The sequence below is a fragment of the Caloranaerobacter azorensis DSM 13643 genome (assembly GCF_900129995.1).
Lineage (GTDB): Bacteria > Bacillota > Clostridia > Tissierellales > Thermohalobacteraceae > Caloranaerobacter > Caloranaerobacter azorensis.
In genome coordinates, this window is record NZ_FQXO01000006.1 from 48,962 (window position 1) to 66,494 (window position 17,533).

The window sequence follows — 17,533 nt, forward strand, 5'->3', positions numbered from 1 at the left end:
GAGGGGTCATTTTGGCTAAAAAGATTATAAGTTTAACACTAATATTTATGCTTATTTTTACTGTTGGATGTGCAAAAAAGGAAGTAGAAAATGAAAAACAGAATTCAGAAGGTAAGTTAAGAGTATATGCGAGTATTTATCCTATGTATGATTTTGCAAAAAATATAGGGAAGGATAAAATAGATTTACATCTGATGATTCCTCCGGGGGCCCAGCCGCATGATTGGGAACCAACTGCAAAACTTATGACTGAATTGGAGAATGCAGATGTATTTATATATAATGGGGTTATGATGGAACCGTGGGTTGATAAGCTTTTAGATACAATAGATAATAAAAAGCTTATTGTCGTAAAAGCTTCTGAAAATGTAGAGCTTTTAAAAGTTCAAGATTACATTACTCATGGGCATGAAGAAAAAAATCATCATCACGGAGAATATGATCCGCATGTATGGTTAGATCCTATTAGAGCTATGAAGCAGGCAGAAAATATAAAGAATGCATTTATAAAAGCAGATTACAAAAATAAGGATTTCTATGAAAAAAATTTCAAAGAGTTTGCTGAAGAATTGAAGGCATTAGATGAAGAATATAGACATAAGTTGAGTAAAGTTAAAAATAGAGAAATTGTAGTGTCGCATGCAGCTTTTGGATATATGGCGAAAAGATATGGTCTTATACAAATTCCGATTAGAGGACTCAATCCGAAGGAAGAACCTAGTGCCGCTAAACTATCAGAAATTGCTGACATTATGAAAGATAAAAAGATAAAGTATATATATTTTGAAACTCTGACAAATCCTAAAGTAGCCGAAGTTTTAGCTACAGAGGTTGGTGCAAAAACTGCTGTGTTAAATCCAATCGGAGGGTTAACAAAAGAGGAAATGGATTCAGGTAAAGATTATTTGAAGGCTATGAAAGAAAATCTTGAAACATTAATAAGGACTTTGGGTGAATAATTATGGAGACTATAATTAGTATTAAAAACCTATTTTTTGGATATAGAGACAAAATGATATTAGAGGATATAAATTTAGATATTTATGAAGGGGATTATATAGGTATAGTAGGGCCAAATGGTTCTGGAAAAAGTACACTGATAAAGCTTATGCTGAACATTTTAAAGCCTGTAGAGGGTGAAATTAAATTATTTGGGCAGGACATAAATAGGTTCAATGAGTGGGATAAAATAGGTTATGTCGCCCAAAAATCAAACTTATTTAATAAGAGGTTTCCTGCTACTGTGGAGGAAGTTGTTGCAATGAATTTGTACCCTAAAGTTGGACTCTTTAGGGCGATTAAGCGGAGTCATTTAGAGCTAGTTCATAATGCCCTTAAAATAGTTAATATGGAAAAGTATAAAGACAGGTTGATTGGAGACTTATCTGGAGGGCAGCAGCAAAGAGTTTTTATTGCTAGAGCTTTAGTTAATTTTCCTAAAGTAATTTTTTTAGATGAGCCAACTGTTGGTATAGACATAAAATCACAAGAAGAATTTTATAAATTGTTAGATAAATTAAATAAAGAGATGAAAATTACAATAGTCATGGTTACTCATGACATTGGTGTTATTAGTGATAGAATAAAGAAAATTGTATGTATGGGAAATGGGAAGTTGATTATACATGATGAAAATTCTAAAATGCCATTTGAAAAAACTATACAGAAAATATATGGTGATAGTGCCAAAATCTTATTTCATGAGCACTAGGATTTGAAAATGAAAGAAGGAGTATGAGTATGTTTGATTTACTGCAATATGGCTTTATGCAGAGAGCCTTAATCGCTGGGATCATTATAGGAATATTATGTCCTCTCATTGGGATTTTTGTTGTATTGAGAAGGATGTCTCTAATTGGAGATAGTTTAGCGCATGTAGCTTTATCGGGAGTAGCAGCAGGATTATTAGCGGGAGTTTATCCATTAAGTACAGCTCTATTGTTTTCCGTATCGGCAGCTCTGGCTATAGAGAAGTTAAGAAAGAGTTATGAAGATTTCGCAGAATTGGCGATAGCGATTATATTATCTTTAGGAATAAGCATTGCAGTCGTTTTAATCAGTTTTGCAAAGTCGCTTAATGTAGATTTGATGAGTTATTTGTTCGGGAGTATTATAACTGTCAGTAAGACGGATGTATATATGGTAATAGGATTAGGATTAGTCATAGTTATATTTGTAAAACTATTTTATAAAGAACTTCTCTTTATAACTTTTGATGAAGAAGCAGCAAAAATTGCTGGAATTCCAATAAAAACAATCAATTTTCTTTTTATTGTTTTAGTCGCTATGACGATAACAGTTTCAATGAGAATTGTTGGAATACTATTAGTATCTTCTATGATGGTAATGCCGGTGGCAACAAGTCTTCAAATAGCTAGGAGCTTTAAACAGGCTATTTTCTTATCTGTAATATTTGCAGAAATATCGGTTGTATTGGGGATTTTTATTTCATACTATCTTGAAATAGCTTCAGGCGGGACTATCGTGTTATTTTCTGTATTAATGTTAATTTTAACAATTGTATTAAAAAATTTAATTCTTAAAATAAAATTAAAGAAAAATTTAAACAGGACTTGAGATACATTAATACGATATCTTTAAATTTCAGCTTTGTCTATTTCTTTTACTTCATTTTTTTTATAATATATATTTTGTCCGAATAAATTGCGCTAATATTATAATTTTATATCATTAAACTTAACTTTGTTTAATATTTATTTCTAAATCTTTTACTGCATAACTACTAAATATAAGAGATAGTACTCCTAACAATTTTTCATTGTTTGTTAATGATATCTTCTTTAGACTCTATAAATCATTATTTACCATTTTAACCTTTAAGGATTAAATTCGATATTTTATTTCGCTCAAAAAAGAAGAAGTATTGTTTTAACTTAAACTTATAGATATAGGAGAAATGGTATATTCATATGATTCGACTATTTTCTTAAATCCTGTCATAATATATTTTATTTTTCAATTTCCCAGGAAATATTGTCGACATCAAAAAACCCCACGATTAAAAAACGTGGGGTTTCTATTAAGCTGAAACAATTAACGGTTATCCTTTTTTTTACATTTATCACAATATCCGTACAGTTCAAATTTATGATCTGTTAGAGTAAAATTTTTCTTATCTACCTCTGATAGAATCTTATCTAATGGACAAAAATCTATAAATTCTGTTCTGCCGCATTTTTTACAAATGATGTGGTGATGGTGAGAGTCATTTTGCACTAGTTCGAACATAGAAGTATTGTTTTCTATATTAGTTTTATGAATTATATTGAGATTAGTAAGAATTTCTAAATTACGATAGATTGTAGAAAAATTAGTTTGAGGACATTTTTCTCTAGATTTTAAGAAAATTTCTTCTGCAGTTAAAAAATTATCTTTGTTTTCGACTAGAACTTCTATGATTGCTTTTCTCTGATTAGTTAACTTTAAGCCTTTTTCTTTTAATTTTTTTTGTACTGATTCTATTGTAATCATACATTTCAACTCCTATAGATTATCCTGTTAAGAATATTTTATAATAATTTATATCAAATTGTAACCCTAATAAATAGAAACTTATGTTCTTATGGTATAATAGAATAAATATGACATTTTTTTAGCAATTAGATGTATAAAATTGTTATAAGGAGTGGGGGTTATGTTGAAAGAAGGTTTGAGGCAAGATGAGAAAACGGAAATCTATCAAAGATTACCTTATGATATATTAGATGGTATGATTGACTGGGTTAGAGTAATTGATAAAAATGAAATAATAATATATGCCAATAAGACTATGAGGAAGGAACTAGGAGAAGATATAGTAGGGAATAAGTGTTATTTAGCACTTAAAAAACCTTGCCATTGTGAAACTTGTATTACACAGTCAACAATAAAAACTGGCGAAATATTGGAAAAGGAAGAAATTATAGATGACAGGATTTTTGCTGTAAAGACTTCTCCTGTCCGGGATAATAAAGGCAATATTTATGCAGCAGTTGAAGTCTTTAGAGATGTTACAAAAGAGAGAAAACTTGAGTATGAATTAGTTGAGAAAAACGAAAAAATGCGCAGTGAATTAGCATTTGCACGTAAATTACAGGAAAAAATATTACCCAAGAAAGGAATGTATGGGAATCTGCTTATAGACTATGTATATAATCCTTCAGAAATGTTAAGCGGAGATATGTTTGATATATTCAATATTGATGATAATAATATTGGTGTATATATTAGTGATGTTGTTGGACATGGAGTATCTGCTTCTATGATAACTATGTTTGTAAAACAGAGTATGAGAGATATAAAGGACCATATATTGAGTCCTAGAGAAACTTTAATAAAACTTCATAAGGGATTTCTTGAACTTGGATTAGATGATGATAAGTATTTTACTATATTTTATGGAGTTATAAATACAAAAGAGAATACTTTTACCTTTGTAAATGGCGGTCACAATTGCAGTCCTATTTTAATAAGAGACAATAGAGTTAAATTATTAGAAGCAAAGGGATATCCGATAACATATCTGTTTGATAAAGTAGATTATGATGAACATAAAATAAAACTTATTGAAGATGACAAATTGATATTTTATACGGACGGAATTGTTGAAGCTATAAATGAAAAAGGTGAACAGTTTGGAATAGACAGGCTGCTAAATATGATGAAATATAAAGGCGATCAATTTATGGGATATATAGAGGATGAGATAGACGATTTTAGACAGAGTGTTAAACAAGACGATTTTGCTGTTTTAATGATGAGAGTTTTGAAATAGTATAGATAATATTTTACACACTTTTTCCACAATTATAATATTTTTATTCCAAAGTCTCCTCTTATAATAAAAGTGTAAAAAAAATTAAGAGAGGAGAGATGGGTATGAAAAAATTCTTGACATTCTTATTAGTAGGTGTGATGCTTTTTACAATTACAGGAGGTGTTTTTGCAGAGGGATTAAATAATTCCGCAAAAGATTTTTCAGAAAAATCTTTTAAATTAGGTAAAGCACAGTTTAAGATTAAAGAAAGAAAAAATATGAGATTTGAAGCAATGAAAGAATTCAAGGACGAAATGCATAAAATAAATGAACTTAGAGTAGAGAGACTTAGTTTAAGAATGCAAATAATAGAAAAACATGATGCTATATTAGATTTATATATTGAAGCTAGAGAGAACGGGAATATTGAAGAACTTAAAGAAGCAAGAGAAGTGAGAAAACAAATTGGAGAAATAAATAATGAGATTAAGGATTTATTAGAGCAAATAAAGATTGAAAGGAAAGCATTTAGAGAAGATGCAAAAAATAATGATTTTGATTCAGCAAGAGAACATATTAATAAAATTATAGAATTAAAAATAAATGTAAATGATAAAATTTCTAAAAAAATTGGATTATTAGATGAAATAATAGATATTCTTTCATAAAGAGATAGGGTTTATCCTATCTCTTTTATATGTGTTATAATCTATCTAAGGAGGGTAGATTATGCCGCATATTTTTGTTGTTGATGATGAAAAAAATATCAGAGACCTTATAAAAAAATATCTTCAAAAGGAGGGTTATAGAGTTACTTTATTTGAAGAAGGAACAAATCTTTTAAAAGAAATTGATAGATTAAAGCCTGATTTAATAGTGTTAGATATTATGATGCCCGGTATTGATGGATTAGAACTATGTAAAGAGATTAGAAAAAATAATGATATTCCTATAATATTTGTTTCGGCAAAGGACGAAGAAGTCGATAGAATAGTAGGTTTAGAACTTGGAGGAGATGACTACTTATCTAAACCATTTAGCCCTAGAGAGTTGGTTGTTAGAATTAAAAATATTCTAAGAAGAATAGAAAAGGCTAAAAATATTAACGAGACTATAATCGAAATTAAAGATGTTAAAATACATACTGAAAGAAGATTTGTAGAAATAAATGGTAAAGAACTTAAGCTTACTACTAAAGAATATGATTTATTTGAATATCTTGCAAAAAATAAAAATAGACCTTTTACTAGAGACGAACTTATTGATAAAATATGGGGGTACGATTATATACCGGATAATAGAATGATAGATGATTTAGTTAAGAGAATCAGGAAAAAACTTAAAGAGATGAATTCGGAATTAGGAATAATAACTGTTTGGGGTTATGGATATAGAATGGATGGTTAATATGAAAAAGATAGGGAACAAAATTATATTATCGTATTTTTTAATATTGCTTATAGTTTTTCTAGTTACTAGTATAACTTTCAATTATTTATCTAAAAAATATTTAGTAATGGAAACTCGAATACAATTAAGGGAAGAAGGTCAGAAGATTGCAGAAATATTAAGAAATGTGAATCTTCAAAAAGGCGATTTTAAAAATATCAATTTGAGTAGGAGGCAGTTAAGACTTGCCGGTAAGTTTATAGATTCTGAAGTATTAGTGATTAATAGAGAAGGCAAAATAGTATATAGGGATTTAAAAGATTTAAATCAAAATGTATTATATAAGCTATTAAAGTTTAAACAGTCGACTTTAAACGGTTATATAGTTGAAAGAGTTGTAATAAAGGATAAAAATCAACGTATTAATGGTTATGTTTTTTTATTCGCTAGAATAAAGAATATACATGCATTGAATAGATTGATGAGGCAAACTCAAAGTTTAAGTTTTATTATAGCTTCGATAATAGCATTATTTATTGGTATAATTTTTCAAAAAAATATTTCAAAACCTATTAAAATGCTAAAGGAGAAAATGATAAATTTTTCTATAGATAACTTCCATGAATATCCAGACATTAATACAGGAGACGAAATAGAGGAATTAGATAAAAGTTTTAAAGAGATGGCGGAAAGAATAAAAAGATATAATAAGCAGCAGAAAATATTTTTACAAAATACTTCTCATGAATTAAAAACCCCGTTAATGTCGATTCAAGGATATGCAGAAGCTATAAAAGATGGAGTTGTAGAAGGTAAAGAGTTAGAAGAAAGTCTCAATATAATTATAGAAGAAAGTCAACGGCTTAAGAAGACAGTTGATGAAATAATATATTTAGTTAAGATTGAAAATGTAGAAGAAAACTTTAATTTTGAAGAAGTTGATTTATCAGAAATTATATTTAAATCAATAAAAACTATTAAATCTTTGGCAGATGAGAAAAATATAAATATAGATGTACAAATAGAAAAAGAATGTATCGTTAAAATAGATTCAGAAAAAATGATGAGGGCATTAGTTAATATTTTGGGGAATTGTATAAGATATGCCGAAAATAAAATAAGTATTAATGCAAGATACAAATATGAAAAAACAGAAATAATTATTAAAGATGATGGAGAAGGTTTCAAAGATGGAGAGGAGAATAAAATATTTGAAAGATTTTATAAAGGAAGAAATGGCAGTACAGGCATTGGATTAGCTATTACAAAAGCAATAATAGAAAGGCATAATGGAAATGTTTATGCATATAATGGAACACCCAAAGGGGCTGTTTTTAAAATAGAATTACCTAAAGTTGATTGTAGTAAATATTAGTGCTATACTTGTTATAGATTTAAAGACAGATGCAAATATAATAGAAGGGGTAATATATATGGATAAGCAGAAGATTATTGATGAGATTATAAAACTCAAGAGAGAGAAAGATGCTATTATATTGGCTCACAATTATCAGATACCAGAAGTACAGGAAATTGCAGATGTTGTTGGAGATTCATTAGCACTTAGTAGAGCTGCAAGTAATGTTGATAATAAAATGATTGTTTTTTGTGGAGTACATTTTATGGCTGAAAGTGCCAAAATACTTTCTCCAGATAAGAAAGTATTACTGCCAGCAAAAGATGCCGGATGTCCTATGGCAGATATGGTAACAGCAGAAAAGTTAAGAGAATATAAAGAAAAAAATCCAGACACTTATATCGTTTGTTATGTAAATTCTTCTGCAGCTGTCAAAGCTGAATGTGATATATGTTGTACTTCATCGAATGCTTTGAAAGTTGTAAGCAGCGTAGATGCAGAAAAAATATTATTTGTGCCTGATAGAAATTTGGGTAATTATGTAAAAAACAAGGTTAAAGATAAACAAATCGATTTGTGGCCCGGATTTTGTATAACTCACCATAGAGTCAAAGAAAGTGAAGTAATAAAAGCCAAAGAGGCACATCCTGATGCTTTAGTTTTAGTTCATCCAGAATGTAATGAAAATGTTGTTAAAATGGCAGATTTTGTTGGAAGTACTTCACAGATTATTGAATTTGCGACAAAGTCAAGTAGTAAGAAATTTATTATAGGGACAGAAATGGGTATACTACATCAGCTTAGAAAACTTAATCCAGATAAGAGATTTTATCTTCTATCACCAGGGTTTATATGTGCTAATATGAAAAAAACAGGGTTAAATGATGTATTGAATGCACTTAAATATGAAAGATTTGAAATTACTGTCCCAGAAGATATAAGGGCAAAGGCACTTACATCCTTGCAGAGGATGATGGATATAAAATAAAGAGGTGAAATTTGGTGGGGTTTAAAAATACTGCGGATGTTATTATAGTGGGTTCGGGTTTAGCTGGAGTCTATACCGCTCTCAATATAGATAGTAGATTAAATGTTAAGATACTGTCAAAGGGCGAGATGTCTGAAAACAATTCTTCACTCGCCCAAGGAGGTATTGCGGCAAGTTTAGAAACAGACGATTTAGACGATCATATTAGAGATACTTTAAAGGCTGGTTCAAATGTGAATAATATAGATAAATTAAGGATAATGGTATATGAAGCTAAAGAGAACATAGATAGACTTTTAGAATTTGGAGTTCCTTTTGATAGAGATAGTTATGGAAGATTGACAACTACATTAGAAGGTGGACATAGTAGGGCTAGGATACTTCATGCAGGCGGAGATGCAACGGGAAAAGAAATAATGCAAGCTCTGTATAAAGAAGCAGTTAATAGAGACAACATAGAAATTTTAGAAAATACGATGGCTGTCGATGTAATAAAAAAAGATAATAAGTGTGTAGGGGTTAGGATTATTAAGGACAATGAATTAATCGATATTTTCTCTAGAGCCGTAGTCATAGCAACGGGTGGGATTGGAGCTTTATACAAAAATAGTACTAACTCGCCTTTAGCTACAGGTGATGGGATAGCAATGGCATATAGAGCGGGTTGTATACTTGATAATATGGAATTTATCCAATTTCATCCTACAGCGCTCTATTCTAAAGACGAGGGCAAAAAATTTTTAATATCAGAAGCTGTGAGGGGTGAAGGAGCATATTTAAGGAATAAATTTGGAGAAAGGTTTATGCTAAAAATCCATCCTAATGCAGAATTGGCCCCTAGAGATGTCGTTGCACAGAGTATATACAACGAATTGGTCAAAACAGATAGTGAATTTGTATATTTAGATATAACGCACAAAGACAGAGATTTTCTCGTTAAAAGATTTCCTACAATTTTTAATAAATGTTTAGAATATGGATTAGATATGTCAAAAGATTTAATACCTGTTGTTCCTGTAGAGCACTATTTTATTGGGGGCATAAAAGTTAATGATGATGGAATGACTAATATAGAGAACTTATATGCTTGTGGAGAGTGTACTAATACAGGCGTACATGGAGCAAACAGATTAGCCAGCAATTCTCTGCTTGAATGTGTTGTGTTCGGCAGACGAATAGCCAATTCAATTAATAATAATATAGAGAACATTCCACTTACAATTTTAGATAGAGATGATATTCAAATAGAAGAAGCAGACGAGTCTTCTTTCAAGCCTATTAGAGATAAGATAAAATATACAATGGACAAATATGTAGGGATAGTGCGTACAACATCAGGATTATTGAAAGCTAGAGAAATAATAGATGATATATATGAAATGTTGAAAAATAAATATATATATAATAGAGAATATATTGAAGTTTTAAATATGACTATTGTATCAAAGAACATTATAGAAGGATGTATTAAAAGAGAAAAAAGTCTAGGATGTCATTATAGAATAAATTAATGATGAGGTGTTAAAATGTTAGTGCTTCAAATAGAAGATATAATCAAGAATGCTTTATTAGAAGATATGAATAACGGTGATATTACAACTGAAAACCTAATAGGATTAAACGATATTTCTGAAGCTGAAATAATCGCTAAAGAAGATGGAGTGTTAGCTGGGATAGAAATAGCAGAGATTACTTTTAAATTGCTTGATAAAGATATGCTATTTTATAGGTTAAAGGAAGATGGGCAGTTCTTAAGAAAAGGCGATGTTATAGCTAAAATAAAAGGTAAAACTAGAGCTATTTTATCTGGCGAGAGAACAGCTCTAAATTTTCTTCAGAGATTATCCGGAATTGCGACTAAAACTAAAAAGTTTGTAGATAAAGTAGAAAAGTATAACGTTAGAGTAGCTGATACGAGAAAGACTACACCGGGCATTAGAGCATTAGAAAAATATGCTGTAAGATTAGGCGGAGGAGCAAATCATAGATATAATTTATCAGATGCCGTTATGATAAAGGATAATCATATAAGAGCCGTTGGAAGTATAGAAAAAGCCATCAAATTAATAAGGGAAAGGGTTCCACATACTGTTAAGGTAGAAGTTGAGGTTGAAACTATTGAACAGTTCAAACAGGCCCTAGATGCAGGAGCCGATATTATAATGCTCGATAATATGAGTATTGAGGATATGAAAGAAGCTGTGAATATAAATAATAAAAAGGCTATATTAGAAGCATCTGGTAATGTCAATATAGATAATATTGAAGAAGTAGCTAAAACCGGAGTAGATGTAATCTCTGTTGGAGCATTAACCCATTCGGTTAAATCACTAGATATCAGCTTAAATATTAAATAAAAAGACTAATAGGGGGATTTTAAATCCTTTAGACTGTTGACAAACTTATATTTATGAAAATGAAAGCGAATGCTTGAAAGAATTTAGTTTTCGTCCGCATGAGCGTCATTTTCATAAAATATTTTACTTTGTCAACAAGCTCGGGGATTTTAAATCCCTCTATTTTTAATAAATATATTTGATTTGAATGTTATATGATAGTAAAATATAACTATTGGATAAAAATTATCAGGGAGGGAAAGTGAATGAATACTATCACATTAGATTACTCTAATGCTCTAATAAAAAAACATGAATTAGAATATATGAAATCTCAAATTTCTTTTGCTCATAAAATGCTTCATGAAAAGAATGGGTCAGGCAATGATTTTTTAGGTTGGGTAGATTATCCTATTAATTATGATAAAGATGAATTTAAAAGAATAAAATTGGCTGCTGAAAGGATAAAAGAAAATTCAGATGTTTTTATAGTAGTAGGTATTGGCGGTTCTTATTTAGGAGCAAGGGCTGCAATAGAAGCTCTAGGACATACATTTTATAATATACTTCCTAAAGACAGAAGAAAAACACCTGAAATTTATTTTGTAGGAAATAATATTAGCGGTACATATTTAAGACATCTATTAGACGTTATACAAGACAAAGATATAAGTATAAATGTAATATCAAAATCTGGTACTACAACAGAACCAGCTATAGCATTTAGAATATTAAAAGAATATATGGAGAAAAAATATGGCAAAGAAGAGGCGAGAAAGAGAATATTTGCTACAACAGACAAAGTTAAGGGAGCATTAAGAAAATTAGCTGAAGAAGAAGGCTATGAAACTTTTGTAATACCTGACGATGTTGGAGGAAGATTTTCAATATTTACACCAGTAGGATTACTTCCAATAGCCGTTGCAGGTATAGATATAGACAAGATTATTGAAGGTGCTAAAGCAGGTAGAGAAGAGTATATGGTAGAAGATTTAGAAAAAAATCCTTGCTATCAATATGCTGCTTTAAGAAATATACTTTATAGAAAAGGTAAAGATATAGAGATATTAGTTAGCTATGAACCTTATCTTCACTATTTAGCAGAGTGGTGGAAACAGTTATATGGAGAAAGTGAAGGTAAAGATGGCAAAGGAATATTCCCGGCTTCAGTTGAATTCTCAACAGATTTACACTCTCTAGGACAATATATACAAGATGGTAGAAGAGATTTATTTGAAACAATTGTAAATATTATAAATCCTAAAGAAGATATAGAGATACCAGAAAATGAGAAAGATTTAGATGGACTTAATTATCTTAAAGGAAAGACATTAGACTTTGTGAATAAAAGAGCATTTGAGGGTACATTACTTGCACATACTGATGGAAATGTACCTAATATCGTAATAAATGTGCCTGAAATGAATGAATATTACTTTGGAAAGCTTATTTATTTCTTTGAAAAGGCATGTGGAATAAGTGGATATATATTAGGTGTTAATCCTTTTGATCAGCCAGGGGTTGAAGCATATAAGAAAAATATGTTTGCATTATTAGGTAAGCCTGGTTTTGAAGATTTAAGAGAAGAATTAATCGAAAAAATGAAAAAATAAAAATATATGTTTATTTTAGTGAGGGGATAATTTGATTGAAATAGATATACCTTCATATAAACAATTAAAAATAAAATATGTTGTGTTCGATTATAACGGTACTTTAGCCGTAGATGGGATTATAAGCTCTGCAACAAAACAAAGACTTGAGAAGTTGAGTAAAAAAGTAAAAATTTATGTATTAACGGCTGATACGTATGGCAACGTAAGAGAAAATATTAAAGATGTAAATGTTAGTCTTAAAATAATTTCTCAAGAAAATGGAAAAATTGATAAACTCAACTTTATAAGAGAATTAGGTGCAGAGCATTGTATAGCTGTGGGAAATGGTAATAATGATGTGCTTATGCTTAAAGAGGCTCAAATAGGTATATGTATAATAGGGGACGAAGGTTGTTTTACAGAAACAATCAAAAATAGCGATATTATAATAAAAAATATAAATGATTGTTTAGATCTATTATTAAATCCTAATAGATTAAAGGCTACATTAAGGGGATAGTGAATATAAATGGCGGAGGTTTTTACCTCCGCCATAAATTCGTCCGCATGAGCGTCATTTTCATAAATATTTTTATTCAATAATCGTCATAACCTCTTCTAAAGGTTTTCTTGGTGGACTCTTTAATTCAAATTCTTCTGGTACTCCAAGCGGAGTCATTGCTGCAAGAAAATAACCTTCCTTTTTAAAACCTATATAGTCAGTTATTTCTCTACTTGCATAGTTAGGGCCAGTCATCCAACAAGTACCATATCCCATACTAGATGCGGCCAATAGAATATTTTCCATTGCAGCTGCGATATTTTGTATACCTGGATTTGGCAGTATAACGGCATCTAATTCTTCCTTTGATGCTCCTTTCTCTTTTAACAGTTCAAGCCCAGTTGAAGGATATGGACCAGCATATACTAATATTACTACTGGTGCATTTCTAAAGACTGTATGATATTTAAGATATTTGGTAAATGATTTTTTAGTATCTTCATCTTTTGCATAATTTGCAAGTTCCATATTTTTTCTTTCGACAATTCTAGCCATTTCCTCTATTTTTTCTTTATTTTTTACAACAACAAAATGCCAGTTTTGAAGATTTTTACCTGATGGAGCATATGTACCTGCTTTTATTATTTCTTTTATATCTTCTATAGGTACATCTATGTCTTTAAATTTTCTAACACTATGTCTTTTGTAAATAAAATCTAATTTTTCCACTCATTACACTCCTTTCATTATTTAAATTAGTAAGTGGTAATTTCACTTTTATTTAATATTACACAAAAAGAAATAATGATTCAATGAATTATTGAAAGGGTAGTATAAATCAAATTTTTGGTTTCTGAAATGCAAATTTTAAAATATTTTTAAAATTTCGATAATATATATTTTATATATAAATTAAAAATCAATAGATATTTAAGGAGGTGGGATCAGAATATAATTATTTTATTAAAAAAATACAAGGAGGGAGCATTGTGCAAGATAGGGAGAGATGGAGTACAAGAACTGCCTTTATTTTTGCAGCTATAGGTTCGGCTGCGGGATTAGGAAATGCATGGCGTTTTCCTTATATGGCGGCTCAAAATGGAGGGGGAGCTTTCTTAATACCTTATTTCATTGCTCTAATAACAGCGGGAATTCCTTTGATAATAACAGAGTTTGCTATAGGGCATAAGTTTCAAGCGGGGGCACCTATCGCTTTTAGTAGGATTAAAAAAGGTTGGGAAAGTTTAGGCTGGTTAACTATTACAGCGAGTTTTGTGATTATTACTTACTATAGTGTAATAATGGCTTGGGTAACTGATTATTTGTGGTATTCTCTCAAAGCAGCATGGGCAAATGCACCAAAAGACTTTTTCTTTGGTAAAGTTTTACAGATTTCAAGCGGGCCTGGTGAATTAGGAGGATTTAGTATACCAGTAATAATAGGATTAATATTAGCTTGGGGAGCAATTTATTGGTGTATTAGAAATGGTGTACGTTCAGTAGGAAAAGTTGTTAAATGGACTGTGCCATTGCCTGTTATAATGCTTGGCATATTAGTAATAAGAGCATTAACATTACCAGGAGCTATTGATGGTGTTAATTTCTATTTAAACCCTGATTTTTCAAAGTTATTAGAACCTAAAGTATGGGCATCTGCATATGGACAAGTGTTCTTCACATTGAGCTTGGCAACTGGTGTAATGATAGCGTATGCAAGTTATTTGCCTAAAAAATCAGACATTACTAACAATGCTTTTATTACTGTATTTGCAAATTGCGGCATTAGTTTTTTAGCAGGTTTTGCAGTTTTTGGAACAATGGGTTATATGGCTTTTACTAAAGGAGCTTTAGTTAGTGAAGTTGCAGGAAATGGTGGAATCGGGTTAGCATTTTGGACTTATCCAGAGGCAATAAGTTTATTGCCATTTGGTTCAGTAATATTCTCATTAGTGTTCTTTATAATGTTATTTACTCTAGGAATAGATTCGGCATTTTCACTTATCGAGAGTATTGTTGCTGGATTGGTTGACAAATGGGGTTGGAATAAGAAAAAAGTTGTTCGTTTAACATGCCTTGTAGGATTTATAATAAGTTTAATTTATGCTACAAAAGGCGGATTATATTGGTTAGATATTGTTGATAAATACATCAATAACTTTGGTATGGTAGCAATAGGGTTATTTGAAGTAATTGCAATAGGCTGGTTATATAAATCATCAAAATTGAGGAGTTATTTTAATCCTATATCTGAAATTAAGTTAGGTAGATGGTATGATGTAATGATTGCTGTTATAACACCAATAGTTCTTGGGGGAATATTGATTTGGAATATAGTACAAGAAATAATCGATGCTATTAATGGAAAATTTTATGGAGGATATCCACTCTGGGCTATTATAGTAGGCGGTTGGTTAATGTTAGCAGTTGTTATTATAATATCTGTAATATTAGGTAAAATCAAGAGTCAAAATAATTTAGGCAGAAAAGCAAATTAACCTTTGAGGAGGTTGGTAAATATGACCATCGGGGCATGGATTATGCTTATAATAGGAATATTATTTTTATATGGAGGGCTTTTTTGGGCAGTATCAATTGCAAAGAAAAATAACATTGGCTAACAGTTGCTTATTATCAACTGTTAGCCTTTTTAATGGAGTTAGTTTAATAAGTTTAAAATATCTGGTCATCTACTATATTAAAAAAATGTAATATATGAAGGAATGTTTAGATATTTTGAAGAATATACCATATTAAATGTTTATAAAATTTAGAAAATTTAAGATATATCAATTTTATTATTTTTTTCCATAAATTCATCGAAATATAGTACTTCAATTATATTTGACCAATTTAATACGGAGTCTATAAAGTCTCTTATATCTAATCCTGGCATTTCATATAGATTTTCATCATCAACAGTTCCAGTAGCATCTTAAATAAATGTAACTTTATAGCCTCTATCAAAACCAGCTATTGCAGTAAACATACAACAATATTCAGTATTAAATCAACATATAACGATATGATTTATAGAATTTCTAGTCAAAACATCTTGTAAATTGGTATTAAAAAATGAATCTGCAGTAGATTTTTTCACAATATAATCGGCATAAACTTTAAGTTCTTCTATAATTTCTACATTAGGGCTATCTTTAAATAATACACTATTTTTATCGTTATCTAAATGTTGGGTGAATATAATAAGTTCTTTGTTAGCTTTAAACGTTAAAATTAATTCTTTTATCTTTTTTATTTCATTTGTAAAGTCTTTTTGTTTTATTAAACCATATTGTGTATCAATGACTAATAATGCTTTCATATTTGTATACCTCCAATCGATTAATTGATTTGTTTTTACTTATGTTATATTTTTATTTTATATATTACTTATAATATTTTAGGCATTCGATACAAAATAAAATAATCCTTTTAAATAATTTCTTTTATGGAAGTAATTTTATAAAAAATAAATAAAAATAATAAGGGGGAGTTTTAATTGGCAGATCAAAGAATTGTAAAACTTGCAAAACTTTTAGTTAATTATTCATTAAAAATTAAAAAAGGAGACTACTTATTGATTGAAGGATACGACATAGCCTATCCATTAATAAAGGAAGTGTATAGAGAGGCTATAAGAAAAGGTGCTCATGTAGAAACATATGTATCACTTCCGGGCTTAAATGAAATATTTTTGAAAGAAGCTAGTGATGAACAATTAAAGTTTGTAAGTCCAATGCAAAAATTTGCAGTAGAAAAATTTGATGCTATTTTATCAATTTGGGGAGGATATAACGAAAAGGCCTTATCCAATATTGACTCAGAGAAAATACAAAAGAGGAGGACGGCAACTAGAGAAATTAATATTAAATTTATAAATAGAGCAAGTGAAGATTTAAAGTGGTGTGGAACACTGTTTCCTACACATGCAAGTGCACAAGAAGCTAATATGGGTTTAGAAGAATATGAAGATTTTGTCTATGGAGCAGGGCTTCTAGATAAAGATGATCCTATAAAAGAATGGATGGAAATTTCTAAAAAGCAGGAAAAGATTTGTGAATATTTGAATTCTAAAAAGACATTACATATTATATCAAAAGATACTGACTTAAAAATGAGTATCGAAGGGAGAAGATGGATAAACTGTGATGGTAGAGAGAACTTTCCTGATGGAGAGGTTTTTACAACACCAATAGAAAACACAGTTGAAGGGTATATAAGATTTAGCTATCCTGGAATTTTTGTGGGTAAAGAAATTGAAGATATAAGGTTAGAATTTAAAGAAGGGAAAGTAGTTAAAGCGACTGCTGCTAAAGGTGAAGATTTACTCCATGCCTTACTAGATACAGATGAAGGGGCAAGATATTTAGGAGAAATTGCGATAGGTACAAATTATGGAATTCAGAAATTTACAAAGAATATGCTATTTGATGAGAAAATGGGAGGAACAGTACATGCTGCAATAGGTGCAGCTCCTAAAGAGACAGGTGGGAATAATGAATCTGGAATTCATTGGGATATGTTATGCGATATGAAAAACGGAGGCAGAATTTATGCCGATGGAGAATTATTCTACAAAGACGGTAAATTCTTAATAGATTAATTTTGATAAA

18 protein-coding genes are annotated in these 17,533 nt (G+C 29.9%); 15 read left to right on the plus strand and 3 right to left on the minus strand.

All coding sequences use genetic code 11. The annotated features are described in order from the left end of the window. Window positions 1-11 precede the first annotated feature (11 nt). From BUB51_RS01005 to BUB51_RS01015, 3 genes are read left to right on the plus strand one after another with little or no spacing between them, the layout of a single operon-like run. Entirely contained in the window at window positions 12-959 is a 948-nt protein-coding gene (locus BUB51_RS01005; protein WP_143153533.1) for a metal ABC transporter substrate-binding protein, read from the plus strand. Between the two features lie 2 nt (window positions 960-961). Continuing rightward, window positions 962-1,711 carry a metal ABC transporter ATP-binding protein gene (locus tag BUB51_RS01010; RefSeq protein WP_073194714.1) on the plus strand — a complete coding sequence of 250 codons (750 nt, stop codon included), beginning with the start codon at window positions 962-964 and terminating at the stop codon, window positions 1,709-1,711. Window positions 1,712-1,740: 29 nt separating this feature from the next. Then, window positions 1,741-2,577: a metal ABC transporter permease gene (locus BUB51_RS01015; RefSeq protein ID WP_073194716.1), complete on the plus strand. Its 837-nt coding sequence runs from the start codon at window positions 1,741-1,743 to the stop codon at window positions 2,575-2,577. Between the two features lie 477 nt (window positions 2,578-3,054). On the opposite strand, the gene BUB51_RS01020 is transcribed toward BUB51_RS01015, so the two are convergent. Next, entirely contained in the window at window positions 3,055-3,492 is a 438-nt protein-coding gene (locus BUB51_RS01020; RefSeq protein ID WP_035162857.1) for a Fur family transcriptional regulator, read from the minus strand. Window positions 3,493-3,655: 163 nt separating this feature from the next. On the opposite strand from BUB51_RS01020, the gene BUB51_RS01025 reads away from it, so the two are divergent. The 9 genes from BUB51_RS01025 to BUB51_RS01065 all read left to right on the plus strand — a co-directional run bounded on the left by BUB51_RS01025 (window position 3,656) and on the right by BUB51_RS01065 (window position 12,941). Next, a complete protein-coding gene (locus tag BUB51_RS01025) occupies window positions 3,656-4,774 on the plus strand; it encodes a SpoIIE family protein phosphatase (protein WP_073194718.1) in 1,119 nt (372 codons plus the stop codon). A gap of 104 nt (window positions 4,775-4,878) precedes the next feature. Then, window positions 4,879-5,424: a hypothetical protein gene (locus BUB51_RS01030; RefSeq protein ID WP_073194720.1), complete on the plus strand. Its 546-nt coding sequence runs from the start codon at window positions 4,879-4,881 to the stop codon at window positions 5,422-5,424. Window positions 5,425-5,485: 61 nt separating this feature from the next. Next, the gene (locus BUB51_RS01035) at window positions 5,486-6,163 is read left to right on the plus strand and encodes a response regulator transcription factor (RefSeq protein WP_035162860.1); all 678 of its coding nucleotides are present in this window, start codon (window positions 5,486-5,488) and stop codon (window positions 6,161-6,163) included. Window position 6,164: 1 nt separating this feature from the next. Then, window positions 6,165-7,520, plus strand: a complete 1,356-nt coding sequence (locus BUB51_RS01040) for a sensor histidine kinase (protein WP_159430367.1) — start codon at window positions 6,165-6,167, stop codon at window positions 7,518-7,520. Next, window positions 7,501-8,490 (plus strand): quinolinate synthase NadA, encoded by a 990-nt coding sequence (gene nadA / locus BUB51_RS01045; protein WP_278293641.1) that lies wholly within the window; start codon window positions 7,501-7,503, stop codon window positions 8,488-8,490. The genes BUB51_RS01040 and nadA overlap by 20 nt, the downstream gene beginning before the upstream one ends. A gap of 14 nt (window positions 8,491-8,504) precedes the next feature. Continuing rightward, window positions 8,505-10,001, plus strand: coding sequence for an L-aspartate oxidase (locus BUB51_RS01050; protein ID WP_083599456.1), 1,497 nt, complete (start codon window positions 8,505-8,507; stop codon window positions 9,999-10,001). A gap of 15 nt (window positions 10,002-10,016) precedes the next feature. Continuing rightward, window positions 10,017-10,847, plus strand: coding sequence for a carboxylating nicotinate-nucleotide diphosphorylase (nadC, locus tag BUB51_RS01055; protein ID WP_073194726.1), 831 nt, complete (start codon window positions 10,017-10,019; stop codon window positions 10,845-10,847). Between the two features lie 245 nt (window positions 10,848-11,092). Beyond that, on the plus strand, window positions 11,093-12,439 hold the full coding sequence (locus BUB51_RS01060; RefSeq protein WP_073194729.1) for a glucose-6-phosphate isomerase: 1,347 nt from the start codon (window positions 11,093-11,095) through the stop codon (window positions 12,437-12,439). Between the two features lie 31 nt (window positions 12,440-12,470). Then, window positions 12,471-12,941 carry an HAD family hydrolase gene (locus BUB51_RS01065; RefSeq protein WP_073194731.1) on the plus strand — a complete coding sequence of 157 codons (471 nt, stop codon included), beginning with the start codon at window positions 12,471-12,473 and terminating at the stop codon, window positions 12,939-12,941. A 72-nt stretch (window positions 12,942-13,013) separates the two neighbouring features. Here the strand turns inward: BUB51_RS01065 and BUB51_RS01070 are convergent, their stop codons facing one another. Further along, entirely contained in the window at window positions 13,014-13,652 is a 639-nt protein-coding gene (locus BUB51_RS01070) for a nitroreductase family protein (RefSeq protein ID WP_073194733.1), read from the minus strand. A gap of 260 nt (window positions 13,653-13,912) precedes the next feature. Here BUB51_RS01070 and BUB51_RS01075 point away from each other — a divergent pair, with 260 nt between their 5' ends. Together BUB51_RS01075 and BUB51_RS12820 are read left to right on the plus strand one after the other, a co-directional pair. Further along, a complete protein-coding gene (locus BUB51_RS01075; RefSeq protein ID WP_083599457.1) occupies window positions 13,913-15,418 on the plus strand; it encodes a sodium-dependent transporter in 1,506 nt (501 codons plus the stop codon). Between the two features lie 21 nt (window positions 15,419-15,439). Next, complete coding sequence (locus tag BUB51_RS12820) at window positions 15,440-15,541, plus strand: MetS family NSS transporter small subunit (protein WP_143153534.1); 102 nt, start codon at window positions 15,440-15,442, stop codon at window positions 15,539-15,541. Window positions 15,542-15,930: 389 nt separating this feature from the next. On the opposite strand, the gene BUB51_RS13225 is transcribed toward BUB51_RS12820, so the two are convergent. Beyond that, window positions 15,931-16,242: an isochorismatase family protein gene (locus BUB51_RS13225; RefSeq protein WP_200791865.1), complete on the minus strand. Its 312-nt coding sequence runs from the start codon at window positions 16,240-16,242 to the stop codon at window positions 15,931-15,933. A gap of 177 nt (window positions 16,243-16,419) precedes the next feature. Here BUB51_RS13225 and BUB51_RS01085 point away from each other — a divergent pair, with 177 nt between their 5' ends. Next, complete coding sequence (locus BUB51_RS01085; RefSeq protein WP_073194735.1) at window positions 16,420-17,523, plus strand: aminopeptidase; 1,104 nt, start codon at window positions 16,420-16,422, stop codon at window positions 17,521-17,523. Window positions 17,524-17,533 lie beyond the last annotated feature (10 nt).

Excerpts from the sequence above, each read along its gene's own strand:
- BUB51_RS01010 (WP_073194714.1), top strand. The coding sequence starts at position 962 with ATGGAGACTATAATTAGTATTAAAAACCTATTTTTTGGATATAGAGAC.
- BUB51_RS01015 (WP_073194716.1), top strand. The coding sequence starts at position 1,741 with ATGTTTGATTTACTGCAATATGGCTTTATGCAGAGAGCCTTAATCGCT.
- BUB51_RS01020 (WP_035162857.1), bottom strand. The coding sequence starts at position 3,492 with ATGATTACAATAGAATCAGTACAAAAAAAATTAAAAGAAAAAGGCTTA.
- BUB51_RS01025 (WP_073194718.1), top strand. The coding sequence starts at position 3,656 with ATGTTGAAAGAAGGTTTGAGGCAAGATGAGAAAACGGAAATCTATCAA.
- BUB51_RS01030 (WP_073194720.1), top strand. The coding sequence starts at position 4,879 with ATGAAAAAATTCTTGACATTCTTATTAGTAGGTGTGATGCTTTTTACA.
- BUB51_RS01035 (WP_035162860.1), top strand. The coding sequence starts at position 5,486 with ATGCCGCATATTTTTGTTGTTGATGATGAAAAAAATATCAGAGACCTT.
- BUB51_RS01040 (WP_159430367.1), top strand. The coding sequence starts at position 6,165 with ATGAAAAAGATAGGGAACAAAATTATATTATCGTATTTTTTAATATTG.
- nadC (WP_073194726.1), top strand. The coding sequence starts at position 10,017 with ATGTTAGTGCTTCAAATAGAAGATATAATCAAGAATGCTTTATTAGAA.
- BUB51_RS01060 (WP_073194729.1), top strand. The coding sequence starts at position 11,093 with ATGAATACTATCACATTAGATTACTCTAATGCTCTAATAAAAAAACAT.
- BUB51_RS12820 (WP_143153534.1), top strand. The coding sequence starts at position 15,440 with ATGACCATCGGGGCATGGATTATGCTTATAATAGGAATATTATTTTTA.
- BUB51_RS13225 (WP_200791865.1), bottom strand. The coding sequence starts at position 16,242 with ATGAAAGCATTATTAGTCATTGATACACAATATGGTTTAATAAAACAA.